Origin of the sequence: Paenibacillus rhizophilus, assembly GCF_003854965.1 — a bacterium.
Lineage (GTDB): Bacteria > Bacillota > Bacilli > Paenibacillales > Paenibacillaceae > Paenibacillus_AQ > Paenibacillus_AQ rhizophilus.
In genome coordinates this window covers 234,421-257,842 of the sequence record NZ_RQPI01000006.1, presented here as the reverse complement: position 1 = coordinate 257,842, position 23,422 = coordinate 234,421, and the positions used below count along the sequence as shown (strand labels likewise).

Below are 23,422 nucleotides of genomic sequence, written 5' to 3'. Positions count from 1 at the left end.
TCCGATACTGTTACCTCAAATATTTCCCATGATCCGGAACAGCCATTTCTTTAAAATGGACCGCCAAATACTCAAGCCGGGCGGACAGCTCCGCGCCGCTCACCGGCAAGCCGTGGCCGGTGAGTGCAAACTGCGGCTTCAAACCGGCCAGTCTAACGACCGACTTCTCGGCAGCCGCCCAATCAGGTGTAAAATAGGTCGGCGGTCCATGAATTTCCTTATCCTGCCGGACAACCGAGAGCGCGGATTCCTGCTTCACGGTGATAAAGGCGTCCCCGGCAATCAGTGCCTTATCGGCGTCCCGAAACAGAGAAATATGCCCCGGGCTGTGGCCGGGCGTATGCACCCAGCGCCAGCCCTCGGCTCCCGGCACGCTGCCGTCCTCCGGCAGCGCGGCTACAGCGCCGCCCAGATCCATTCCGCGGTGCGGATAGAGAGGGGATATTTCCGCCATCATCCCCCCGTCTACGGAAGGATCGCCCGGAGGATAATCCTGCTTGCCGGTCAAATAGGGGAGCTCCAGCAAATGAGCGTATACGGGGACGCTCCATTCTTCGATCAGTTCGCCTATCGTGCCGACATGGTCGAAATGGCCATGTGTCAGGATAATCGCCGCCGGCGGACGGCCGAACCGTTTCTGTGCCAGCTTGCGGATGCTGCCGGCGAACATCCCGAGCCCCGCGTCCACCAGAATCCAATCGCCTCCTGTCCGTCCAAGGAAGGCGACGTTGACAAACAGCGTCCTGAGTCCGACGATGCCGGAAGCGACTTCCCACGAATCCGTTAAGCCCGTTTTCAGCATACTACCCGATTCCATGACTTACCTCCTACCTCCTGTGATTCTCATTTGGTATGATGAGCTTCCGCTTATCTTTTACCACAGGAAGAAAGATTAACCCTGGATTTCAAAAGCAGCTGCCTCAAAAAGAAAACAGACCGTCCTTGGCAAAGGAATCGGTCTGGCTTATTATGTATTGTCCTTATTCATCTGTGCGGGGACCACGGCTCCGCAGAGGATTCCCAAGAGTGCGCCGAACATCGCGAATTCCAAAGAAACCGGGTCCTGCCAGCTGAATAATACGCCAAGACTGTGACCCAGCGCCGTTCCTGCCATATACCCGAGAGACATTCTCAAAGTTCTGCTTGTTCTCATTCCGATCCACCGCCCTGCTAAAGAATAGGGTATGATCTTAATTAACCGGGTGGCACCGGAATTTAACAGCGGAATTAAAAATTAATTATGTTTCTTGGCAGGAACGCAGTCGGCAAATAAAATGGCGCGAGGTATCCGGAAAAACGCTTCCGCTTTTTCCTGCAGGGATGGAGCCGGAAGCAAGCTCTGGTGCATCCATTTGCGGAAGGTGCCGGGATGAACCCCGATCCAGCGGGCGGCATCGGTCACCGAAAGATCATGAACCATGCATAGTCCGGTCAGAATGTCGCTGCGATGCGGCTGTGCCGCGCTTCGTTTCATAAAGCGGGAAGAAGACGGCTGGCACAGGATCGGGCTCTGCCGAAGCAAAGCTTCGTTAAACAGTACATGCTGGGGGTAACCGAGAAAGCGGCAGGCTTTGTCCATATTCGTCTTGGACGGAATGCGGCTTTCATATACCCAGGCGCTGACGCTCCGCGAAGATACGGAGAGTTCCTCTGCAAGACGGGACAGCTTGATATCCCGGGACATCAGCACGGCGAGCAGCACGCGGTTGCGGATCTGGCTTCTTTGGGGACGGCGGAATCTTTTGATCCGGACGCCCTTTCCCAAATACTTGCGGTTGACCAGAGACCACGCCTGTATCATATAAGGCTCTGACTGATTTGTAGGCATACAATCCTCCGATTTTTTAAAGATATACTACAATACTTGTCCGTTTGAAGGCAATGGATATTCCTTACACTTCACATCCTGGCGCGGATTCCTTTCGGAAAACGGGGGGGTATGATATATTTTAATAAACTTGTAAGCAGCAGCTACAATCCAATTACAGGGAGCGAATGAAATGATAAAGCATATCGTATTTTTTAAGCTAAAGGACGGTTCGGAAGACAGCGTGGCCAAGACTGTTGCCGTATTGCGCAACATGGAAGGGAAAATTCCGCAGCTGCTCTCGCTCGAGATCGGTTCCGACATCCTGCGTACCGAGCGTTCGTTCGATATTGCCCTGACCGCGACCGTGGCCAATCTTGAGGATCTCGAGAAGTACCAAGTACATCCCGCGCACAAGGAAGTCATCACTCATATCAACGAGGTCAAGGAGCTTTCATTGGCCGTGGATTACGAGCTCTAAACGGGATTTCACCCGCCGTAGGCACAGCCATCTCATGACGGAAAGCGGTGACTGGTATGCGTGAGCTTGAATATCCGATGGAAGCGTTAACGTATCTTGTCGTATTTTTTGCGGCTTGTCTGATCATGCTTTTTTGGCTGAAGCGCCGCGGCAAACGCCGTAAATAGGAAGGAGAGCCCCGAATGTACTATGTCAATCGAGAGCAAATTGAGCACATTTTGCGGCAAATCCCCGATATTGCGGACGGGCTGCGAATGGCGGCGTCTTCCTGGGACGGAGGTAAAATCTGGGGAATGGTGCAGGAACGCTGCCTCCATCTCGCGATTGAAGTCGTTACCGATGCCGGAAGCTGTCTCATAGACGGCTTTATTATGCGCGACGCCGGCAGCTACGAAGATATCGTCACTATCATTTACGAGGAGTCGGTATTTCGCGACCAAGAGATGTACGACCGGCTGATCGAGCTGGTGTCGCTGCGGAGGCCGCTTGTTCAGGAATATTATGCCTGGGAGCGGGGGCGTCTGCATCCGCTGACAGCAGTGCTGCCGGAACTGCTGACGCGCTTCGCCTCCGAGGTCGGAAGTTATCTGAATCGAGAGCTAGGGGCTCCCAGCCGGTGAGCTAAGTCCCGCCGAAACCCGGATAGAATCTTTAGCAGAAGGGAGGTCCGAGGGTGAAAAGAGGGCAGGAGAACGGTTCGACCAGGCGAATCATTATGACGCTCCTAAAGATGAAAGGACCGTTGACCATCGGCGCGCTCGCCGAGGAACTCGGCATTACGGAAATGGGAGTAAGACGCCATGTCCTTCAGCTTGAGAGAGAGGGTCTGGCAAGAAACAAGATTGTTCGTCAGGCCATGGGCCGACCGATGCATATGTATTCGCTGACGGAAAGAGCCGAGGATCATTTTCCGAAAAATTATCATAATCTTGCGCTGGAGCTTCTGCGCGAACTGGATCATACCAGCGGAACCGAGGCCGTAAACGTCCTGTTCGAAGGGCGGCGGCGCAGGCTGCTGGCGCAGTACAGTCCCATGATGGAGCGCAGAAACCTCGAAGAGCGAGTGGCGGAGCTGTCCGCCATCCAGAACTCGGGTGGGTATATGGCAGAGTGGGACCGGGAGGCTGACGGTTCATATGTGCTCAGGGAGTACAACTGCCCCATCCGTCAGGTTGCAGTTCAGTACAGTAGAGCCTGCCAGTGCGAGCAGCATTTATTCGAGGAGCTGCTGGGAGCGACGGTCTCGCGCAGCGAGTGCATGGCCGATGGCGGACAGTGCTGCAAATACTCGATCAAACCGAAGAACCCGTCATAAGGGAATCTCACGCTAATCTTTTAAAAAAAGTTCTTCACCAGTCACAGGACAAACTCTCTTTGCTTATGATAAAGCAGGATCTAGGCATTCGCCCGTAAAGGAGAGATGAAAGATGAAGAAGAACACGAAAAGCCTGCTCTGGGGGATCGTAGCCGGCGGTGCGGTCGGTTCGGTGACCGCCCTGCTGTTCGCTCCTAAAGCCGGAAAAGAGCTGCGCAAGGATATTTCGGACGGAGCCTCGGCCACGCTGGATAAAGCCCACGACCTTGTCCAGCAGACTACGGATAAAGGCGCGGAATGGTACGGCAAAGCGAAGGATTCGGTGGATCAGGTGATTCAGGAGATATCCGAATGGAGCAAGCAGTTCACCGGAGCCGAGGATGAAACCGAAGCGGCAACGGTCAGCTCCATTGCTGATACCGAAGCATCTGCCAGCGTGTCTTCGGACGATGAAGCCGCCGCGTCCTCGGCAGATCTTGCGGGCAATGAGGCCGGGAAACAGGCTTAGCGCTTTGGGCCCCGAGCGGCGGTGAAGGCCGGGCTTTTGAAGCCGCTGCATCTTCAATGTCTCTAGCAATCGCTTCCCACAGCCGGACGGTATGCCCTTGAAAGGCCGCTGCTTCGCTCCCCGCGAACAGGCGCTTTTCAAGGGCATTCATCTTTTTCGAAAGGCCCGATGAACGCCCCTGGCATGCTTGAAGACAAAGCTGGACTTTGCAGGATTTTGGCGGAAGGCGCGGTTTCTCCCCTTGAACTGGGAAGCCAAAAGGAGTATTATCTGCAATTGGGACAGGAAGCCCGGTACAATTTGCTTCCGCCTTACATAAGCTACTCAAAACAAGATGAAGGAAGCGGTGTGTTCGTGCAGCAAGCTATTGCAATACTAGATTCAGGCGTGGGAGGATTGACGGTTGCCAAGGAAGTTATGCGGCAGCTCCCGCGGGAAAAAATCATTTATTTCGGAGACACCGCCCGCGCCCCGTACGGACCCCGTTCGTCAGAGGAAGTAAAATTGTTTACCGAGCAAATTGTCGATTACCTTATTCAATTTGATCCCAAAATGATCGTAATCGCCTGTAATACGGCGACCGCGGCAGCACTCGATTATATATCGGCGAAAGTGGACATTCCGGTCATCGGTGTTATTCATCCCGGGGCCAGGGCAGCCATCAGCGCGACAAAGACGGGCCGGGTAGGCGTTATCGGCACCATGGGAACGATCGGCAGCGGGGCATACACCTCGGCGCTGAAGCAGTTGTCACCTTACATTGAGGTTGTCAGCCAGGCATGTCCGGCGCTTGTCCCTCTGGTCGAACAGGGAATGTTCCGTTCGAAGGAATGTGATCAGGCGGTGCGGGACTCGCTGAACGGCATTAAGCTTGAACCTATTGATACCTTGATACTCGGATGCACGCATTACCCGTTTCTGGTCGAACCGATCGGCCGGGCGATGGGACCCGGCGTCAAGCTGATCAGTTCAGCGGACGAGACGGCGCGCGAGATCAGCACCATTTTGTACGATAAGGGAAAGCTGGCTAGCGGGGACGCCAGTCCCGTGCATCAGTTCTTCTGCAGCGGCGACGCCGGCATATTCCAGAAAATCGCTATGGACTGGCTTGGCGAGCAGATCAAGCGCACTCCGGTCGTTTGGCAGGTATCGTCGCTTGAGCCTACGGATGCTTGAGCGGAATCGGGACAACTCTGACAGAATTAATTTTAATATACTTTCCTTTTTGAAACGGCCGGGCTGCCCAAGCCCGGTCTTTTTTTGGTATTGTGGAGGGCCGCAAAGGATTTGGAATAAGCTTCGGGTGCAAGGCTCCGTTTCGTTGGGATCTTGCGCATTTGGGACAAGAGAATCCGCATACAATAAGAGAACTCCTATTGAACTCTTGCCGGATTTGCCGTCCAATTCTTCATATCGTCACAGCCATCATAAGAAAAGCAGCGGAGAGGATGAGGGGTATGCTTCAATATATTGTCCGTAAAGGAGATACCGTGGCGCGGATTGCCGCCGCGCACAGACTTACTCCGGGGCATGTGATCCAGGGCAATCCCTGGGCGGCGGACCAGCCTTATCTCTTCCCCGGACAGGTGCTGTTTCTGCCTACCGTCCAGCGCAGACGGCATGTCGCGCAGGAAGGGGAATCTGCGCGGGAGGTGGCGGCTTTATATGGAGTCGGCATGGAATCGCTGATAAAGCTTAACCCCGGAATATTTCCGGACGGGTTCTGCGCGCCCGGAACAACGCTGGTTATCCCGCCGTCCGAAGGCGCGGCGATCGTGAAACTGCGCGGGGAGTATGGGCCTGGAGAACTGAACGCCGATATCAACCTGCTGTCGGCCAAATATCCGTTTATTTGGGCTGACACAATAGGCGAAAGCGTCCTTGGCCAACCGCTTCATTTGCTGCGGATCGGCAGCGGCCGCCGAAGGCTGCATGTGAACGCAGCGCTCCATGCCAATGAATGGTTGACCTCGCCGTGTCTTCTGTCCTTTCTGGAGCAGTATGCCGAGGCCTACGCGAACGGCCGGAAATGGAACGGTCACAGCCCGGCGGACTGGTTCAGCAACTGGACGGTATGGGCCGTTCCAATGGCGAACCCCGATGGCGTGGAACTGGTGCAGGAGGGAGCCGGCCCAGGGCATCCATACCGCCGGGAACTTGAGGAATGGAACGGCGGGCGCCGCAGCTTCCGCCACTGGAAAGCCAACATCCGGGGCATCGACCTGGGGGATCAGTTCCCGGCCTTTTGGGAAGAGGAGCGGTCACGGCGGGGAATCACCGGGCCTTCTCCAAGAGACTATGGAGGCCCCTCGCCGCTGAGCGAGCCGGAGGCCGCGGCGCTCGTCTCGCTGTGCGAGAAATCCCCAGCGGATACGGCGGTATCGCTCCACAGCCAGGGCCAGGAGATCTACTGGAACTACCGCGGATATGAGCCGCCGGAGAGCCGGGAGCTCGCGGAACGTCTGGCGCAGGCCGGCGGCTACCGGGCAGTCGCGTTGACGGGGAGTGACGCCGGTTTCAAGGACTGGTTCATTATGAAATTTCGGAAGCCGGGATTCACAGTGGAACTGGGACTGGGAAGAAACCCGCTCCCGCTTGAAGATTTTGAGGATATGGCTTTGGAAACGGGGCGCATTTTGGCGTCCATTTTATCCGGGTGAAAGAGATTGAAACATTTTCAGGAAAGCTGCGTAATCTATTGTAGAGGGTATTGCCGTAACTTCGCGTAAAATTGTTAAACGGCCATACCCTTTTATAATCAAAGAAGAAGTAAGGTTTTACGGAAAGGAGGCCGCAGGTGAAACTGAAGAAGCTGCTGTCGCTAAAAAGCTGGTCCAAAGTGCTGAGAGGCACCTGGCAGTATATAATCTCTCCTCAGGTTGCAATGGGGGACAAGCTGTTGTTCACGATTCCGGCCCTGCTCTACTGGGTGCTCCCCGATGTCATGCCCTTTATGCCGGTTGACGATATCGGCGTATCGATGCTGCTGATGGCTTGGTTCGTTTCCAGAATGGATCGCAAATACCCGTCACTGCACCGTGGAAGATAAAAATTTGAAGCTTGACGGTTGCAATATACGGCTATTTTCCCTAAAATAGATTACTGAGTATTTAAATCCAGTTGTCAGGAGATGGACGGATCATGAAAGTCAAAATTACCCGCAACGCGGCTAAAGTTATAAAGAAGCAGATGGATTTGGAAGAAAACAAGGATTTGAAGCTGCGGGTGCTGATTACCCACTCCCATGGCGATCATGCCCATTATGGTCTTGATTTGGACACGCCTAAGGAGAATGACGAGATTATTCCAACGGATAAGGACATCGACGTTATTCTGGAGAAAGGCCAACCGCTGCTCGACGGCGTAAAGGTTGATTATCTGTATTTTCCGCAGGAAGGCTTTGTCATTACAAATCCTTCCCAGGGCAATCACGGCGACCATTAATCCGGCCCATGGCAGGCTTGGACAGATCGGATCGCAAAGAAGGGAACAGCAATGGCTAACGATATACGCATCTGCGACAAATGCAATCATATGAGCATCAAGAGCGTGCTTCCGAAGCTTCGCAAAATGGCGCCGGACGCCGAGATCAAAATTGGCTGCAAGTCCTACTGCGGTCCGTGCGGCAAGCGTGCGTTCATTTATATTAACGGCCGCTATGTGAGCGCTCCGACCGAAGACGAGGTATTGAAGAAAGCGGAGCCCTTCGTTAAGCAGCCCGTTGTAAAAGAGTAGAATTATTATATAGATGGTGCGGGCTTCAACGGACTTTGAAGAACGCCGGCATGGATAAGGCCGTTTTCACAGATTAAGCTGCGAAAACGGCTTTTTTGTTTCGGGAACGGTACAGCAATACAGCTGCGCCCTGCAACCTAGGAACGTTTTTGATAGAAAAGTACAGCGTGATATAATAGCCTTGTTGTATTGAAATCGAGCGTGTACATAGAAAGGGGTTAAACGAATGAAGCAATTATCGGGTACCACTTTGCTCAACAACGGCGTTGCCATGCCATACTTTGGCCTCGGAACGTATAAAGCGGAAGGCGATGCGGTGGAAAAGGCGGTTACGGCCGCGCTTGAACTGGGCTACAGGGCCATTGATACGGCCTCTTTGTACGGGAACGAGCATGAAGTGGGACGGGCCATTCGGACGAGCGGTCTGAAGAGAGAAGATGTGTTCGTCACAACGAAGGTGTGGAATGACGATCAGGGCTATGACCGGACGCTGGCTGCTTTTGAGAAGAGCCGGGAGGCGCTGGGACTTGATGTGATCGATTTATACCTGATTCATTGGCCGGGAGTGAACAAATACAAGGAAACGTGGCGCGCGCTTGAGCGTCTGCACGAAGAAGGCAGCGTCCGTGCAATCGGCGTCAGCAATTTCCAGATTCATCATCTGGAGTCGCTGATGAAAGACAGCAATACCGTTCCGGCAGTAAACCAGGTAGAGCTGCATCCCCGTCTGAGACAGCGGCAGCTGCATGATTTCTGCTTGCTGAACAATATCCAGATTCAAGCCTGGGCACCGCTTATGAAGGGAAAGCTCCAGGATAACGGAACGTTGACATCCATCGCGCGCATGCATGGTAAATCGGTCTCCCAAGTCATCCTCCGCTGGGAACTGCAGCATGACATCGTCACGATTCCGAAATCCATAACGCCTTCCCGTATTAAGGAGAACAGCGAAATCTTCGATTTCAACCTGTCCCAGGAGGAAATGAACGCCATCGACACTCTGGATACCGGAGAACGCATCGGCAGACATCCGGACGAGCTGGAGTTCTGAGAAGTCGTCAGCTGGGACGGCATGAGAGAATATGAAACGACGGACTATTGCAAAAAGAAACAGGCAGGCTGCGGGAAAACCGCAGCCTGCCTGTATTTCGTCAGACAATATCAATGAACCGGCGATTATCTGCCGATCTCGTCCGGACGGATTCGGTTCGACTAAGTAGCATCCGTTTCCTTCCTCGGCGCTCTTGGCGGCAGTGGTCCGAAGTACTGATAATACTGGCACTCGATCCGTCCGTTATACAGCTTGCGGCGTTTGTCCGCCTTGCGGCCAAAGTGGTGCTCAAACTGCTTGGAAGGACTGATGGCGAAGAACGACCAAGTAGGCAGGTGCAGCATCATTTGCCCGAATTGGCGGGTGAGCTTCTCCACTTCCTTATCGTCGCTCAGCCGCTCCCCGTAAGGGGGATTGGTGATCATACAGCCGTATTCGCCCTCCGGCCTTGCTTTGGAGGCAGGCAGGACGGAGAAGGCGATTTCGCCGGACAGGCCCGCGCTCTTCGCGGCGGCCTGCGCGATCTCGATCGCCTTCGGATCGATGTCGCTGCCGGCAAGCTGCAGCGGAGAGTCGTCGCGCACGGCGTCGAACGCTTCCTCGCGGGCGGTGTGCCACGCTTCCTCCGGGATCGCCGGCCAATGCTCCGATGGAAAAGAGCGCCGGAGTCCAGGCGCGATATTCCAGGCCATCATGGCCGCCTCGATCAGAAATGTGCCCGAGCCGCAGCAGGGGTCGTAGAGAGGGCGGCTGCCGTTCCAGCGGCTGAGCTTCAGCATCGCGGCGGCCATGGTCTCTTTGATCGGCGCTTCCGTAATCAGTTTGCGGTAGCCCCGTTTATGCAGCGCGGGACCGGTTGTGTCCAGCGTAATCAACGCGATGTCGTTCAGCAGCGTGACCTCGATGACGTATCTCGGCCCGTTCTCGGGGAACCAGTCGGTGCGGTAATACTGCTTCAGCTTTTCGACGACCGCTTTTTTGACGATGCCCTGCGCGGCCGGAACGCTGCTGAGCTGTGATTTGTGCGAGCGTCCCTCCACAGGGAATTCGCCGTGCTCGGGAATCCAATCCTGCCAGGGAAGTGCCTTGACGCCTTCGAACAGCTCGTCGAAGGTTTTAGCTGGAAATTGTCCCATGTTGATCAACACCCGGTCCGAGGTGCGCAGCCACAGGTTGCAGCGGCAAATGTCGATGACATCTCCGCTGAAGTGAACGCGGCCGTTCTCGGTAGTCGTTTCATAACCCAATTCATTTAATTCGCGTGCGACGATAGCCTCCAATCCCATCGGGGCGGTGGCAATCAACTGCAATTTGCTCAAGAATCTCAACTCCGTTGCTTGTAGGTATGTGCGTAATGCCGTTACAATCGAGAAGAAACATTTTGTCCGTAGGTATAGGTGCGGCACCCGTTTCTCGAAAATTTGTACTTTTCTAAGTATAGGCGAAGGAAGGACGCATCACAACGTCCCGTTTCGGCCGGGAATGCCGGATGCCTGCTTCAAGATAAAGAAAGTGATGATAAAGGAGATCAGACATGCTTAATCAGGACCAATACTTAAATCAAGAACAATACAGCGAGCAGCTTTATGAGGAGGATGAACTTCTGCTGTCGGTAAAAGAAGCCATCCGGGAAAGCGGTATGCCCGAAGTGTCGATTGCCCCGGGTTACGGAAGGCTGCTGGGCATGCTCGTCTCGCTGTCCCGCTCGGCAAGTGTGCTCGAAATCGGAGCGCTCGGCGGCTACAGCGGCATTTGCCTGGCCAGGGGGCTGGCTCCGGGCGGAACGCTGACCTCCCTGGAGCTGAAGCCGGAATATGCCGATATGGCGCGCCGCCATCTGGAGCGGGCGGGGTTCGGCGGCATTGCCGAATACCGCACGGGACCCGCTCTGGACAGTCTGGCAGGCCTCCAGGAAGAAGGCCGGACCTTTGATTTCTTTTTTATCGACGCCGACAAGGAGAATTATCCGAACTATTTGGAATACGCGATCCGGCTGGCAAATCCGGGAGCGGTCATCGCCGGAGACAATATCTTCCTGCGCGGCCGCACGTTGAACGAGGGCAAGAACGGACCGGCGGTGCAAGCGATGCGCCGTTTCAACGAAATGATCGCAAGTGACAGCCGGCTGACCAGCACGCTGCTGCCCGCCTATGACGGGCTAGCTCTTGCGATGGTGAAATAACAAGATCGGCCGGGCGGTAAGCCGCGGTTAACGGAACAGCCTAATCGGGGTAGCCTTGTACAACATGAAGCGCACCCATACCGTATTTAGCAGCAGCATGCAGCCGGAGACGATGAACAGGCCTTCGATGCCGATGTAGCCGGCCATGAAGCCGCCGATTAGCGAGCCTGCCATATTGCCGAGGGCCAGCGTGCTGCTGTTAAAGCCGAAGGCCCGGCTCTCCTTGCCGTCCGGCGTATAGGAACGGATCAAGGCGTTAACGCTCGGGAGCAGACCGCCCATAAAGACGCCCATCAAAAACCGGACGAGAATAAGCTGCCAGACACTCTCTACGAGCGCCTGCGGAATGAGGAACAGCGAAGCGCCGATCAGGGCGTAGGTCAGAATCCGGTGAGCGCCGACCTTGTCGCTCAGCTTGCCGAGGACCGGCGAGGCGATCATATTCGAGACTCCGGTTACGGCGCTGACGACCCCTGCCCAGAACGCGATGTTGACAGCGGTCCCATGCAGCCTCTCGACATAGAGCGGTAGAAGGGCCATAGGGCTGATCATGGCGAACTGAATTAGGAAGGTGACGGCGAACAACGCCGGAAGCTGCGGAACCTTGATAAGATCCTTAAGTCCTTCGAATGTGGATACCTGCGGCTTATGGGCGGCTTCCTCACGGTTGAAATTTTCTTTGACGAGGAACAGGGCGAGCAGAGAAGCGATGAACAGCAGCAAACCGATCACGTAAAAAATCGGACGGAATCCGATCCAGTCCGCGAGCAGTCCGCCGATCAGCGGCCCGAGAATCGTTCCGGCTACGGAGCCGGACTGCATCAGACCCATGGCGAAGCCCATCCGGTGCTTCGGCGTCGTGCCGGAGACAAGCGAGATGGAAGCGGGATTGAAGCCGGAGATGGTGCCGTTGAGCAGTCTCAGAAGGAGCAGCTGCCAGGGCGTTTGAGCAAAGCCCATCATCGTGATGACGATCGCCATGCCGAAGCCGGAGCGAAGCAGCATGATTTTACGGCCGTATTTGTCGGAAAGCGATCCCCACAGCGGCTGGAACAGAAACGAAGTCATAAAGTTGGCGGAAAAAATAATACCGGCCCATATCCCGACGGCATCTCCCTGCACACCGAGGTCCTTGGCCAGATAAAGAGACAGAAACGGGGTAATCATTGTCATCCCGGCATTGACCAGAAATTGTCCAAACCAAAGCACATAGAGATTGATCTGCCAGGGGTCCCAAGATTTCCATTTTTTCAATGTGCTTCACATCCTTTCAACATTCAGGTGAGTTCACGAAGATGACATTCCAAAAGTATACCATATTTTTCTGCGCAACTTGAGACGCATTTCGCCCGTTGTCAAAGAATTGTCATCCCTTGTAAGGTGTGACGGTTGTTACATTCTTTTAAAAAGGGCATAATATATTTTGAGAAAAATTTTATCTAATCATATGGAGACCTTATCATGACCTATAACGATACATTTATCCGCGCCTGCAGGAAGCAGGAGACGGAGCAAGTCCCCGTATGGTATATGCGGCAGGCCGGTCGCTACGATCCCGAATACCGGAAGATCAAAGAAAAATATTCGCTGCTTGAAATCAGCAGACAACCCGAATTGGCGGCGGAAATTACGATGATGCCGGTGCGCAAGCTGGGCGTAGACGCGGCCATTTTGTACTCCGATATCATGAATCCGGTGGCTTCCATCGGCGTGGAGTTCGACATTGTCAAAAATATCGGGCCTGTGATCGAGCATCCGATCCGCAGCGCTGCTGACGTGGAGCGGCTGCGGCCGGTGGACGTGGAAGGCGATCTCGGCCATATTCTGGAGACGATCGCGATTCTGGACAAGGAGCTGGAGGTGCCGCTGATTACGTTCGCAGGCGCACCCTTCACGATCGCCAGCTATCTGATCGAAGGCAGACCCTCCAAAAGCTATATCCGCACCAAAGAGCTGATGTACAGTGAACCTCTTGTATGGGAGAAGCTGATGGACAAGCTAGGCGACATGGTTATCGCATATCTGCGGGCCCATGTCCGCAGCGGAGGCAAAGCGTTCCAGCTGTTCGACAGCTGGGTCGGAGCTTTGTCGCCCCGGGATTTCGAAATCTTCGTTCTGCCGACGGTCTCCCGTATTTTTGCCGAATTATCCGATTTGGATGTGCCCAAAATTTATTTTCCGGGCGTGAGTTCGGGAGAATTGCTGCCCGCTCTTTCCGGACTTCAAGCGGATGTGATCGGACTGGACTGGCGGGTGTCGCTGGATGAAGGCCGCCGCAGAACCGGAGGCAAATTCGCGGTGCAGGGCAATCTTGATCCTTATATCCTGACCGCTCCGATGGAACTGATCAAGGAGCGCGCCAAAGCGCTTATTGACGAAGGCATCCGTGAGCCGGGCTACGTGTTCAATCTGGGACACGGTCTGTTCCCCGAGGCGTCGCTGGAGAAGCTGAGTGAATTGACGGAGTTCATCCACGGCTATTCCAAGGAAGCGCTGGCGCTCCGGAAAGCCGCAAGACCGCGCTCTTAAATATCCGCTCATCATTAATCGCTAAGAGGTGATCCATACGTGACAACGAAAATCGGTGTACTCGTCATGTCATACGGCACTCCTGAAAGCATGGAGGGTGTTGAGTCTTATTACACGCATATCCGGCGCGGCAATCCGCCATCGGCTGAACAGCTGAAGGAGCTGCAGGACCGATATAAAGCGATCGTAGGCGGCGTATTCCCTTTGCGGGAAAATACGGACCGTCAGACGGAGGCGCTCCAGGATGCGCTGAACCGGGATAATGAGGATAAAGATTTCGAATATATTTGCTGCCAGGGGCTGAAGCACGCTCATCCGTTCATCGAGGACGGGATACAGCGGCTGGCGGAGGGCGGAATCAAGCAGGCGGTAGGCATCGTGCTTGCGCCGCATTATTCCGCCATGAGCGTCGGAGGCTACATAAAGCGCGCCAAAGAACAAGCGGAGAGCCTTGGCATCCAAATGGTCTTTGTGGAAAGCTACCATCTTCATCCGCAGCTGATTGACGCTCTCAGCCGCCGCGTATCGGCAAGGCTGGATCAGTATGAGGAAGCGGGCGCGAAACGGGAAGATGTGCGGGTGCTCTTCAGCGCCCACAGTCTGCCGGAACGGATTCTCGCCATGGGCGATCCGTACCGGGACCAGCTGCTGGAAACCTCGAAGGCGATTGCAGAACAGGCAGGCGTAACCTCTTGGCAGTTCACCTGGCAAAGCGCTGGAAGAACGGCAGAGCCGTGGCTCGGGCCGGATATTCTTGATACGCTCCGCGGGCTGAGCAAGGACCAGGTGGAATACGTGCTGTCCGCCCCGATCGGATTCGTGTCCGACCATCTGGAGGTGCTGTACGATCTGGATATCGAAGCCCAGGCCATTGCGGCCGAGCTGGATATGCGCCTGCTGCGGATCGAATCGCTGAACAGCGACCCGGCCTTTATAGCGGTGCTGAGCGACGTGGTGCGGAGCCGGGCGGGCGAACTGAAGGCGAGGCGCCAATGAGCGGAACTTCACGCAAGGTCGTCATTATCGGCGGAGGACTCAGCGGATTAAGCGCCGCTTTCTATGTCCGCAAATATTATAAGGAAGCGGGCGTTCAGCCGGAGATCGTGATCCTCGAGAAAGAGCGCAGCCTCGGAGGGAAAATCGAAACCCTGCACAAGGATGGCTTCGTTATCGAAAAAGGACCCGATTCATTTCTGGCCCGTAAGAAGGAAATGAGCGACCTGGCGAAAGAATTGGAGATCGATCATGAGCTGGTGACGACGAATCCGAACGCCAAAAAAACGTATATTTTGCAGCGGGGCAAGCTGCACCCAATGCCGGCCGGCCTTGTGCTGGGCATTCCGACGGATCTTAAGCCCTTTATAGGGACGAGGCTCATTTCCTTTCCCGGCAAACTGCGGGCGCTGATGGATTTTGTTATTCCGCCCCGGCGGTCGGAGGAGGACGAGCCGCTTGGAGAGCTGATTGAGCGCCGTTTCGGCACTGAGGTGCTGGAGAACTTGACGGAGCCGCTGCTGGCCGGTATTTATGCGGCGGATATGCGCAAAATCAGTCTGCAGGCGACCTTTCCGCAATTCGGCGAGATGGAGCGGCAGTACGGAAGCCTGATTCGCGGCATGTTGACGGGCAGGAAGCCCCAGGAGACACATACCGGCACGAAAAAGAGCATGTTCCTGACCTTCCGTCAGGGGCTGCAAAGCCTCGTCCACACGCTTGTGCATGAGCTGCATGATGTGGAGCAGCGGACGGAAGCCGCCGCCGTGGCCATTCACGACCGGATTGCCGATACCTTCACCGGAACGGCCGATATTAAGGAAGGTTCTCCGGGATTGCCGGATTCTCCGCAGCCGCGCTACGCGGTGGAACTGGGAACCGGCGAGCGGCTGCCTGCGGACGACGTCTATATCACGGTTCCCAACTTCGCGGCGGCCGAGCTGCTGCGGCCTCATGTAGATGTATCTGCGCTGGACGCGGTGAATTACGTGTCGGTCGCGAACGTGGTTATGGCCTTTTCCGGCGATGAGATGGACGGCAATTTTGACGGCTCGGGCTTTCTCGTTTCCCGCAAGGAAGGGCGCAATATTACGGCCTGCACCTGGACTTCGGCGAAATGGCTGCATACAAGTCCAGAGGGCAAAGTGCTGCTGCGCTGTTACGTGGGGCGTGCGGGCGATGAGCAGAACGTCCAGCTGCCGGACACTGCGCTGGAAGAACTGGTCCGCAAGGATCTGCGCGAGGTTATGGGCGTTACGGCGGAGCCGCTGTTCGCGGAAATTACGCGTCTGCCGGACTCGATGCCGCAGTATCCTGTCGGACATCCTTTGGCAATCGCCGGACTCCGGAGCGACCTGGCCGCCGTTCTTCCGGGTGTTTATGTATTTGGAGCAGGGTATGACGGCATCGGCATGCCGGACTGCATCAAATTTGCGAAGCTGACGGCGAAGGCGGCAGCCGAAGGCCTTCAAGGGAACTGATTTTCATACTTTTATCATCGGGCATGTTGCCTTGATTGACGGCGAAGCGAGGGTTCAGCCCGCGCTTCGCCGTTTATTTTTAAATATAAGAATGTATAAGCTGTGCGCTTATCATTTTGTCTTATATTTCTACGAGAAACGGTACCGTCCCTAAAAGGACGGCGTAGCCGTTTCTTCTTGAATGCGGCTTTTGAGTGAACGTCGGCTTCTATAGACCCAGATTCCTGCTTTTCGGGGAGGATTGATAGATATGATATAATAGAGCGAGTTTAGCAGGAAAAGGAGCCCGAACACCAATGTATTCCCCTAGATCCAGCAGAAAAAGGAGCAAAACGACCAGAAAACAGAAAAGAAACCGCATCTGGTCATGGATCAACATCAGTCTGCTGTTGCTGATTACGGTTATGCTATTTTATTTCTTCTACACCGGAGAAGGACGCGGAAGCGTTCCTCCATCCGCAGCGGGGGCGGCTTCGCCTTCGCCGGAGGCATCGGCGGAAGCAGGAACCGGCCCCTCCGCGGGGCCTGGGGCCGCTGGCGGAGCGTCGGCCGCTCCATCCGTGGAGCCGCTGCGGTCCGCTTCGCCGGAAGCGGGCCCGACTATAGGCGCCACGCCGCCGCCGTTACCCGAAGCAGGCGCGGACAGCACGTCGCCCCCGGCAAGCGCCGGAGCTTCCAGCCCGGCCCCTGACAGCAGCCCCGCTGCCGATGGAGCCGGGGGCCAGACGGCCGGGCTTCCAGTCGGCCAGGAGGGGAGCGGAAGCACGGTGACGCTGAATTTTGCCGGAGACGTCATTTTTGCCGGCAAGGTCGGCGAACTGCTGAAGCAGAAGGGCTATGATTATCCGTACGCCCGCCTGAACGGCCTGTTCCTGAAGGACGATCTGTCGGTCGTCAATCTGGAAACGCCCGTCACCGACCGGGGTGCGGAGGCGAACAAGACCTATGTGTTCAAGTCGCCTCCGGAGGCTCTGAATGCGCTGAAGGCGGCTGGAGTGGATGCCGTCAATCTGGCGAACAACCATACGCTGGATATGGGCGAGCAGGGACTCCGGGATACGCTGGACAATCTGGACGCCAGAGGCATTCCGTTCGTCGGAGCGGGCGTGGACGCCGCTCAGGCGTACTCGGCGCAATATTTTACCCGAAAAGGAATTACCGTCGCCCTGCTCGGCTTTACGCGGGTCATTCCCGAAGCCGGATGGACCGCTGGAGCGGGCAAGCCCGGCGTAGCCTCCGCTTACGACAGCGGCCCGGCGCTTAAGGCGATAGCCGAAGCCCGGAAGAAAGCGGATATTGTTGCCGTTGTCGTCCACTGGGGACAGGAACGGATGAATGAGCCGAATGCGGTTCAGCAGTCGTTGGGCAGGAGCTTTATCGACGCCGGGGCGGATCTTGTCATCGGAGGACATCCCCATGTCCTTCAAGGCCTTGAGCCGTACAAAGGAAAGTGGATCGCGTACAGTACGGGCAACTTTATTTTTACAAGGTCAACCTCGAAGAGCACCTGGGAAACGGCGATATTTCAGGCCGAATGCAGCGTTAAAGGACAATGCTCGATGAAGCTTTCGCCTATCGACGCCGAACTGGGCCAGCCGGTGCCGATGAGCGCACCCGATGGGCAAAAGCTGCTGAAGCGGATAGAATCGCTGTCTGCCGGCAAAGTCAGGATCGACGAAGAGGGCAGAGTAACGGACGCCAGGCGTTAACCGAATTAGCTGTTGACTACGCGCTGACCTTTGACAAGAAACAATCCGCTTTTTAGATTGATCGGAAACATAAAGCAACTTATTCTTTATCGGGATCCCCGCAAAGATTCTGGGCAGGCTTCGAAGCCTGCCGGAGCTTATGCGGGGCTATTTTACGGGAGGGCTGCTCTAAGATGAACAACTTGTGCGTCGCCCATCGGGGGTTTTCCGGCAAGGCTCCGGAGAATACGTTTGCCGCAATCCGTATGGCGATGGAACTTCCGTATGTATCCTGGATGGAAATCGATGTTCAGCTGACGAGAGACGGGGTTCCCGTTGTGATCCATGATTACAGTTTGGACCGCACCACCAACGGCCACGGCAAAGTGAAGGACATGGATTGGAGCCAGTTGCGGCAGCTCGACGCCGGAGGGTGGAAGAGCCGTATTTTTCGAGGCGAAAAGATTCCTTCGCTGGAGGAAGTGCTGGAGCTGTGCAAAGAACGGCTGCGGCTCAATATCGAGCTGAAGAATGCAGGCAACCTGTATCCCGGCATCGAAAAGACGGTAACAGAACTGCTTGCCTCCAAGGGGATGACAGGGGAGGTCGTGCTGACCTCTTTCGATCCCGGGACGCTGCGCAGATGCCAAGAAGCCGATCCCGCTGTCCGCCGGGGACTGATCTTCGATTCAAGGTGGGGCGATCCCGCCGGGCGTGTGCGGGAACTGGACTGCTCTTTTTTATCCATCGGCTTTTCTCGTCTGACTCCAGGATTGGCCCGATTTTTGTCGGCCCGCGGAGTGGGAATCATGGCCTGGACGGTGAACAAAGCGAAGGAGATGCGTCGCCTTGCGGACATGCATTCTGATATAATGATATGTACGAACCGTCCGGATGTATGGGGCGATACGTTTTTGGGAGTATGAATGATAAATAAATCGAGTGGAAAGAGAGCTGAATGTCAATGTGCGCTGCTGTAAACACCTTATACTGTGTGGGACGAAACTATAAACTCCATGCGGAGGAGCTCGGCAACCAAGTGCCGGCAGAACCGCTGATTTTTTTGAAGCCGTCCCATGCCGCCGTTCCTCTCGACAAAAAAACCATTCAGCTGCCTCAGGGTTCTGGACAGGTGCATTATGAAGGGGAGCTTGTGCTGCGCATCGCGCGCGACTACGTTCCGGGCATCAGTGTGGAAGAGCTGGTGGATACCATGGCTTTGGGGCTTGATTTCACGCTGCGGGACATCCATAACGATCTGCAAAAAAGAGGACTTCCCTGGACGCCAGCCAAAGGTTTCCGGAATGCCGCGCCTCTGAGCCCTTACATCGCTTTTCCTTCCAAAGAAGAACTGGAGAATACCGATTTTACGGTCCGCAAGAACGGGGAAGAAGTCCAGCGGGGGAATGTGAAGAACATGATCTTTTCGCTGCAGACGATTGTGGACTTTATCGGCACCCGCTACGGGCTGGGCAAAGACGATGTGATCTTTACCGGGACGCCTGCAGGCGTCGGTCCAACCCTTCCGGGCGATACGTTCGAGCTGTATTGGGGCGATCGGCTGATGGGCACCTGCCTGATCGGCTAATGGGATCTTGGGACATATTACTGGAGCTGAAGCCATGCAGTGGGTAATCGGCATCTTGGGCGCATTGTTTGTTGCCGGAGCCGCGTATATCAAGGGATCGCTGAGCCTCTCCGGCATGCTTGCCGCCGTGGTCATGGGTGCCATTTATTTTGGAGCGGGTAACGCTTTTTGGTTCGGGATACTGCTGCTGTTTTTCATCTCCTCCAGCCTGCTGTCGAAACTCAGAGCAGAGCACAAGGAGGAGCTGGAACGGTCGTACGCGAAGACGGGCAGGCGGGACGCGGGCCAGGTATTCGCCAACGGCGGCCTCGGCATGCTGCTTGTTCTGCTGAACGCCTTTAATCCTCAGCCTGCGTGGGAACTGCTCTTCGTCGGCGTAATGGCGACGGTCACCGCAGATACGTGGGCGACAGAAATCGGCACCTTGAGCGGAAAGCCGCCGCGCTCGATATTGACCGGCAGGAAGCTTCCGACCGGGGCATCCGGCGGCGTCTCGCTTCCAGGCACACTTGCGGCAGCGGCGGGCGGCGTCATCATCGGCGCGGCTTCGTGGATTCTTCAGCAGTTATCGGGAATGACAGGGCAGTCTTTCACTGCCCTGGCGGCTGCGGGCCTCTTCGGAGGATTCGTTGGCGCTTTTGCCGATTCCCTGCTTGGCGCAACGGTTCAGAAGATGAACCTTTGCGCCGTATGCGGGCGTGAAGTGGAAAGCGAGGTCCATTGTGGCATCCCTACCGTGCATGCCAGAGGCTGGCGGTGGATGAACAACGATGCCGTGAACGCGATCAGCTCAATCGCCGGTGGAGCTGTGGCGCTGCTGATTAGCAGGCTGATTTGATTATCAGTTTCAAATATATAGGGAAGGCGAACAACAACCATGAATATTATGACCGTGGAGCACCTTGTCAAAAGCTACGGAGAAAAAGTGCTGTTCCAGGACGCATCCTTTGGAATGGAAGACCGTGACAAGATCGGCGTCATTGGCGTGAACGGGACCGGCAAATCGACGCTTCTGCGGATTATCGCCGGACTTGAAAGTCCCGACGAGGGGCAAATCGCCATCGGCAATGATGTGCGCGTACAATTTCTGTCGCAGAACCCGCCTTATAACCCGGAATATACCGTGCTTCAGCAGGTATTCGCCGGGGACAATCCGGAGCTGGCCGTCATGCGGCGGTACATGGAGACGACGGCCCGGTTGGAAGCCGAGCCGGGCAATGACGAATTGGAGCAAGAGCTGATCCGCCTAGGTCAAGATATCGACGCCGCGGGAGTTTGGCATCTGGAGAGCGAAGCGAAAAGCGTGCTGTCCAAGCTTGGCATCCAGCAGTTTGACGCGCGCATGGAGTCGCTCTCCGGCGGACAGCGCAAGCGGGTCGCGCTGGCGGCGGCCCTGATTACCCCGTCGGAGCTGCTCATTCTGGACGAGCCCACCAACCATATCGACACATCCTCGGTCGCCTGGCTGGAGCAGTATTTGCAGAAGCGGCGCGGCGCGCTGCTGATGGTTACCCATGACCGCTACTTTCTGGAGCGGGTGGCGGGTGTTATGCTGGAGCTGGATCAGGGACGGCTGTTCCGCTATGAAGCGAACTATTCCCGCTTCCTGGAACTGAAAGCCGAACGCGAAGAGCGGGAAGCCGCTTCCGAACAGAAACGGCAGAATCTGCTGCGCAGCGAGCTGGCCTGGATCAGACGCGGCGCCAAGGCGCGGTCCACGAAGCAGAAGGCGAGAATCGACCGCTTCGAGAAGCTGAAGGATCAGCAGGGCGTATCCTCCGGCAGCCAGCTGGAGATTTCCGCCGCCTCGACCAGATTGGGGCGGAAAATACTCGAAATTGAGGATATGACGATGTCCCGGAGCGGGCGGACACTCATCGAGAATTTGAGCTATATCGCCGTTCCACAGGACCGCGTAGGCATCGTCGGCCCGAACGGCAGCGGCAAATCGACGCTGCTGAACCTGATAGCAGGCAAGCTTCAGCCGGACAGCGGCGAGGTTGTGCTGGGTCCGACCGTGAAGCTGGGGTATTTTACCCAGGAGCATCAAGACATGGACGATTCGCTGCGGGTGATCGAATACATCAAGGAAGAGGCGGAGGTCGTGCGTACGGCGGACGGCTCCGCCATTACTGCGGCCCAGATGCTGGAGAGGTTCCTCTTTCCGCCCGCAATGCAGTGGACACCGATCTCGAAGCTGTCCGGCGGAGAGAAGAGAAGACTGTATCTTCTTCGCGTACTGATGAGCGCTCCCAATGTGCTGCTGCTGGACGAGCCGACCAATGATCTGGACATCGGCACGCTTGCTATCTTGGAGGACTATCTGGATGAATTTCCGGGAGTCGTCCTGACTGTCTCGCATGACCGGTTCTTCCTGGACCGGACGGTGGACAAGATCATCGCGTTTGAGGACGGGGGGATCCGTGTTCATGTCGGCGATTACAGCGAGTATGAAGAGTGGCTGGCCAAGAACGCGCCCGCCCGCGGTTCAGCAGCCGTCGGGAAAGAGGATGCGGGGCCCAAACGGAGCGAAGGCGGTCAATCTTCCCAAGGGAACAGCGCTCAGGCGCCGGCCCGTGAAAAGCTGAAGTTTTCTTTCAAGGAACAGCGGGAGTATGAAGAGATCGACGGTCTCGTCGAGAAGGCCGAACAGCGTTTAAGCTCCATTGCGGCGCAGATGGAAGCGGCTTTTGCCGATTCCGCGAAGCTGCAGGAATTGGTGGAAGAGCAGCGCGCGGCCGAGGCGGAGCTGGAACGGCTGATGGAGCGCTGGACGTACTTGAACGAACTGGCGGAGAAAATCGCGAACAAATCGTAACCGAAATCTAAAGATGGGGTGACTGCTTTGAAGTATGATTTTGACCGTGTCCTGGACCGTAGCAATACGCATTCCTACAAATGGGATCAGGCGGAGAAACTGTTCGGTAACAAGGATATTTTACCGCTGTGGGTGGCGGATATGGACTTCGAGAGTCCTCCGGCCGTAAAAGAAACGCTGGTTCGCCGCGCCGAGCACGGCATTTACGGATATTGCGTCCCCAGCGGCTCGTACATAGAGTCGATTGTCGGATGGTTCCGCCGCCGACATGACTGGGAGATATCAAAGGATTGGATCGCTCAATCGCCCGGCATCGTGACTACACTCAGCCTGGCGGTCGAGCTGTTCAGCGATCCGGGAGCCGAGGTTATTTTGCAATCGCCGGTATATTATCCATTCTATGATGTCATCAAAATGAACGGCCGCAAAGTTGCAGACAATCCGCTCGTGCTGCGGAACGGACGCTATGAGATGGACTATGAGCAGCTGGAAGGGCTGATGAAGGGCGGCGCCAAGCTGCTGCTGCTGTGCAGTCCGCATAATCCCGGAGGACGGGTATGGGAGCGCGAGGAGCTGCTGCGGCTCGGGGAGTTATGTCTGCAGTACAGGGTCACGGTTGTTTCCGATGAAATCCACTGCGATCTGGCGCTGCCCGGGTACAAGCATATTCCATTCGCTTCGCTGTCCAAGGAACTGTCGGACATTACGCTGATGGCGCTGGCTCCAACGAAAACCTTCAATTTGCCCGGCATTCATTCCTCTTTTATCGTGGCGTCGAGCCCGGAAATCAAGCGGAAATTTGAGACGCGGATCAAAACGCTTAGTCTGCATATGGCCAGCTTTTTCGCCCAGGATGCCGTTGAAGCGGCCTATAACGAAGGCGCCGAGTGGGTCGATGAGCTGATCTCCTACATCAACGGCAACATCGACTACGCTACCTCTTATCTCGCAGAGCACCTGCCACAAGTCAAAGTCATGAAGCCCGAGGCTACCTACCTGCTGTGGATCGACTGCCGGGCGCTGGGCCTTAACGGAGCAGGACTCAAAAAACTGATGTACCAAGAGGCCGGCGTTGCCTTCAATGAAGGGTCGGTGTACGGAAGCGAAGGGGAAGGTTATCTGCGGATTAATGTGGCCTGCCCGAGATCCATTTTGGAGACGGCCCTGGAGCGTTTCTGCGCTGCGGCGGCAGCTTATCCCGTCAAATAATTTGAGATCCGTTTAAAAAGTAATAAGCCTGCACATC

Annotated in this window: 25 protein-coding genes; 20 read left to right on the top strand and 5 right to left on the bottom strand. The window is 55.8% G+C overall.

Annotation, left to right across the window (positions count from 1 at the left end):
• Positions 1-10: 10 nt before the first annotated feature.
• From EH198_RS13435 to EH198_RS13425, 3 genes are all read right to left on the bottom strand, one after another.
• Entirely contained in the window at positions 11-817 is an 807-nt protein-coding gene (locus EH198_RS13435; protein WP_124696033.1) for an MBL fold metallo-hydrolase, read from the bottom strand.
• 150 nt (positions 818-967) lie between these two features.
• On the bottom strand, positions 968-1,153 hold the full coding sequence (locus EH198_RS13430) for a hypothetical protein (RefSeq protein ID WP_124696032.1): 186 nt from the start codon (positions 1,151-1,153) through the stop codon (positions 968-970).
• An 81-nt stretch (positions 1,154-1,234) separates the two neighbouring features.
• Entirely contained in the window at positions 1,235-1,828 is a 594-nt protein-coding gene (locus EH198_RS13425; protein WP_124696031.1) for a helix-turn-helix domain-containing protein, read from the bottom strand.
• A gap of 172 nt (positions 1,829-2,000) precedes the next feature.
• Here EH198_RS13425 and EH198_RS13420 point away from each other — a divergent pair, with 172 nt between their 5' ends.
• The 10 genes from EH198_RS13420 to EH198_RS13375 all read left to right on the top strand — a co-directional run bounded on the left by EH198_RS13420 (position 2,001) and on the right by EH198_RS13375 (position 8,897).
• The gene (locus EH198_RS13420) at positions 2,001-2,288 is read left to right on the top strand and encodes a Dabb family protein (RefSeq protein ID WP_124696030.1); all 288 of its coding nucleotides are present in this window, start codon (positions 2,001-2,003) and stop codon (positions 2,286-2,288) included.
• A 182-nt stretch (positions 2,289-2,470) separates the two neighbouring features.
• Positions 2,471-2,908, top strand: a complete 438-nt coding sequence (locus tag EH198_RS13415) for a DUF86 domain-containing protein (RefSeq protein ID WP_124696029.1) — start codon at positions 2,471-2,473, stop codon at positions 2,906-2,908.
• A gap of 53 nt (positions 2,909-2,961) precedes the next feature.
• Positions 2,962-3,603, top strand: a complete 642-nt coding sequence (locus EH198_RS13410; RefSeq protein ID WP_281278010.1) for a helix-turn-helix transcriptional regulator — start codon at positions 2,962-2,964, stop codon at positions 3,601-3,603.
• Between the two features lie 112 nt (positions 3,604-3,715).
• Positions 3,716-4,111 (top strand): YtxH domain-containing protein, encoded by a 396-nt coding sequence (locus EH198_RS24670; RefSeq protein WP_185702877.1) that lies wholly within the window; start codon positions 3,716-3,718, stop codon positions 4,109-4,111.
• Positions 4,112-4,465: 354 nt separating this feature from the next.
• Complete coding sequence (racE, locus tag EH198_RS13400) at positions 4,466-5,287, top strand: glutamate racemase (RefSeq protein ID WP_124696070.1); 822 nt, start codon at positions 4,466-4,468, stop codon at positions 5,285-5,287.
• Between the two features lie 281 nt (positions 5,288-5,568).
• On the top strand, positions 5,569-6,771 hold the full coding sequence (locus EH198_RS13395; RefSeq protein WP_124696028.1) for a M14 family zinc carboxypeptidase: 1,203 nt from the start codon (positions 5,569-5,571) through the stop codon (positions 6,769-6,771).
• 137 nt (positions 6,772-6,908) lie between these two features.
• Entirely contained in the window at positions 6,909-7,160 is a 252-nt protein-coding gene (locus tag EH198_RS13390; protein WP_124696027.1) for a hypothetical protein, read from the top strand.
• 92 nt (positions 7,161-7,252) lie between these two features.
• The gene (locus EH198_RS13385) at positions 7,253-7,555 is read left to right on the top strand and encodes a HesB/IscA family protein (protein WP_124696026.1); all 303 of its coding nucleotides are present in this window, start codon (positions 7,253-7,255) and stop codon (positions 7,553-7,555) included.
• Between the two features lie 51 nt (positions 7,556-7,606).
• Positions 7,607-7,846, top strand: coding sequence for a YuzB family protein (locus EH198_RS13380; RefSeq protein ID WP_124696025.1), 240 nt, complete (start codon positions 7,607-7,609; stop codon positions 7,844-7,846).
• Between the two features lie 226 nt (positions 7,847-8,072).
• Positions 8,073-8,897, top strand: a complete 825-nt coding sequence (locus EH198_RS13375) for an aldo/keto reductase (protein ID WP_124696024.1) — start codon at positions 8,073-8,075, stop codon at positions 8,895-8,897.
• Between the two features lie 161 nt (positions 8,898-9,058).
• Here the strand turns inward: EH198_RS13375 and EH198_RS13370 are convergent, their stop codons facing one another.
• Positions 9,059-10,216, bottom strand: a complete 1,158-nt coding sequence (locus EH198_RS13370) for a THUMP domain-containing class I SAM-dependent RNA methyltransferase (RefSeq protein ID WP_124696023.1) — start codon at positions 10,214-10,216, stop codon at positions 9,059-9,061.
• Between the two features lie 215 nt (positions 10,217-10,431).
• Here EH198_RS13370 and EH198_RS13365 point away from each other — a divergent pair, with 215 nt between their 5' ends.
• Positions 10,432-11,079, top strand: coding sequence for an O-methyltransferase (locus tag EH198_RS13365; RefSeq protein ID WP_124696022.1), 648 nt, complete (start codon positions 10,432-10,434; stop codon positions 11,077-11,079).
• A gap of 27 nt (positions 11,080-11,106) precedes the next feature.
• On the opposite strand, the gene EH198_RS13360 is transcribed toward EH198_RS13365, so the two are convergent.
• A complete protein-coding gene (locus tag EH198_RS13360) occupies positions 11,107-12,333 on the bottom strand; it encodes an MFS transporter (RefSeq protein ID WP_221621520.1) in 1,227 nt (408 codons plus the stop codon).
• A gap of 207 nt (positions 12,334-12,540) precedes the next feature.
• Between EH198_RS13360 and hemE the strand changes: the two genes are divergently transcribed.
• The 9 genes from hemE to EH198_RS13315 all read left to right on the top strand — a co-directional run bounded on the left by hemE (position 12,541) and on the right by EH198_RS13315 (position 23,385).
• Complete coding sequence (hemE, locus tag EH198_RS13355; RefSeq protein WP_124696021.1) at positions 12,541-13,608, top strand: uroporphyrinogen decarboxylase; 1,068 nt, start codon at positions 12,541-12,543, stop codon at positions 13,606-13,608.
• Positions 13,609-13,647: 39 nt separating this feature from the next.
• A complete protein-coding gene (gene hemH / locus EH198_RS13350; RefSeq protein WP_124696020.1) occupies positions 13,648-14,604 on the top strand; it encodes a ferrochelatase in 957 nt (318 codons plus the stop codon).
• Complete coding sequence (gene hemG, locus EH198_RS13345) at positions 14,601-16,082, top strand: protoporphyrinogen oxidase (RefSeq protein ID WP_124696019.1); 1,482 nt, start codon at positions 14,601-14,603, stop codon at positions 16,080-16,082. The genes hemH and hemG overlap by 4 nt, the downstream gene beginning before the upstream one ends.
• A 296-nt stretch (positions 16,083-16,378) precedes the next feature.
• Positions 16,379-17,791, top strand: coding sequence for a CapA family protein (locus EH198_RS13340; RefSeq protein ID WP_124696018.1), 1,413 nt, complete (start codon positions 16,379-16,381; stop codon positions 17,789-17,791).
• 173 nt (positions 17,792-17,964) lie between these two features.
• On the top strand, positions 17,965-18,696 hold the full coding sequence (locus EH198_RS13335) for a glycerophosphodiester phosphodiesterase (protein ID WP_124696017.1): 732 nt from the start codon (positions 17,965-17,967) through the stop codon (positions 18,694-18,696).
• 38 nt (positions 18,697-18,734) lie between these two features.
• The gene (locus EH198_RS13330; RefSeq protein ID WP_124696016.1) at positions 18,735-19,358 is read left to right on the top strand and encodes a fumarylacetoacetate hydrolase family protein; all 624 of its coding nucleotides are present in this window, start codon (positions 18,735-18,737) and stop codon (positions 19,356-19,358) included.
• Between the two features lie 34 nt (positions 19,359-19,392).
• Positions 19,393-20,196 carry a DUF92 domain-containing protein gene (locus EH198_RS13325; protein ID WP_124696015.1) on the top strand — a complete coding sequence of 268 codons (804 nt, stop codon included), beginning with the start codon at positions 19,393-19,395 and terminating at the stop codon, positions 20,194-20,196.
• Positions 20,197-20,235: 39 nt separating this feature from the next.
• Complete coding sequence (locus EH198_RS13320; RefSeq protein ID WP_124696014.1) at positions 20,236-22,176, top strand: ABC-F family ATP-binding cassette domain-containing protein; 1,941 nt, start codon at positions 20,236-20,238, stop codon at positions 22,174-22,176.
• 27 nt (positions 22,177-22,203) lie between these two features.
• Positions 22,204-23,385 carry a MalY/PatB family protein gene (locus EH198_RS13315; protein ID WP_124696013.1) on the top strand — a complete coding sequence of 394 codons (1,182 nt, stop codon included), beginning with the start codon at positions 22,204-22,206 and terminating at the stop codon, positions 23,383-23,385.
• The last annotated feature ends 37 nt before the right edge of the window (positions 23,386-23,422 follow it).

Bases quoted from the DNA above. Each gene is read 5' to 3' on its own strand.
- EH198_RS13435 (WP_124696033.1), bottom strand. From the start codon at position 817: ATGGAATCGGGTAGTATGCTGAAAACGGGCTTAACGGATTCGTGGGAA.
- EH198_RS13430 (WP_124696032.1), bottom strand. From the start codon at position 1,153: ATGAGAACAAGCAGAACTTTGAGAATGTCTCTCGGGTATATGGCAGGA.
- EH198_RS13425 (WP_124696031.1), bottom strand. From the start codon at position 1,828: ATGCCTACAAATCAGTCAGAGCCTTATATGATACAGGCGTGGTCTCTG.
- EH198_RS13420 (WP_124696030.1), top strand. From the start codon at position 2,001: ATGATAAAGCATATCGTATTTTTTAAGCTAAAGGACGGTTCGGAAGAC.
- EH198_RS13415 (WP_124696029.1), top strand. From the start codon at position 2,471: ATGTACTATGTCAATCGAGAGCAAATTGAGCACATTTTGCGGCAAATC.
- EH198_RS24670 (WP_185702877.1), top strand. From the start codon at position 3,716: ATGAAGAAGAACACGAAAAGCCTGCTCTGGGGGATCGTAGCCGGCGGT.
- EH198_RS13395 (WP_124696028.1), top strand. From the start codon at position 5,569: ATGCTTCAATATATTGTCCGTAAAGGAGATACCGTGGCGCGGATTGCC.
- EH198_RS13385 (WP_124696026.1), top strand. From the start codon at position 7,253: ATGAAAGTCAAAATTACCCGCAACGCGGCTAAAGTTATAAAGAAGCAG.
- EH198_RS13380 (WP_124696025.1), top strand. From the start codon at position 7,607: ATGGCTAACGATATACGCATCTGCGACAAATGCAATCATATGAGCATC.
- EH198_RS13375 (WP_124696024.1), top strand. From the start codon at position 8,073: ATGAAGCAATTATCGGGTACCACTTTGCTCAACAACGGCGTTGCCATG.
- EH198_RS13365 (WP_124696022.1), top strand. From the start codon at position 10,432: ATGCTTAATCAGGACCAATACTTAAATCAAGAACAATACAGCGAGCAG.
- hemE (WP_124696021.1), top strand. From the start codon at position 12,541: ATGACCTATAACGATACATTTATCCGCGCCTGCAGGAAGCAGGAGACG.
- hemG (WP_124696019.1), top strand. From the start codon at position 14,601: ATGAGCGGAACTTCACGCAAGGTCGTCATTATCGGCGGAGGACTCAGC.
- EH198_RS13340 (WP_124696018.1), top strand. From the start codon at position 16,379: ATGTATTCCCCTAGATCCAGCAGAAAAAGGAGCAAAACGACCAGAAAA.
- EH198_RS13335 (WP_124696017.1), top strand. From the start codon at position 17,965: ATGAACAACTTGTGCGTCGCCCATCGGGGGTTTTCCGGCAAGGCTCCG.
- EH198_RS13330 (WP_124696016.1), top strand. From the start codon at position 18,735: ATGTGCGCTGCTGTAAACACCTTATACTGTGTGGGACGAAACTATAAA.
- EH198_RS13325 (WP_124696015.1), top strand. From the start codon at position 19,393: ATGCAGTGGGTAATCGGCATCTTGGGCGCATTGTTTGTTGCCGGAGCC.
- EH198_RS13320 (WP_124696014.1), top strand. From the start codon at position 20,236: ATGAATATTATGACCGTGGAGCACCTTGTCAAAAGCTACGGAGAAAAA.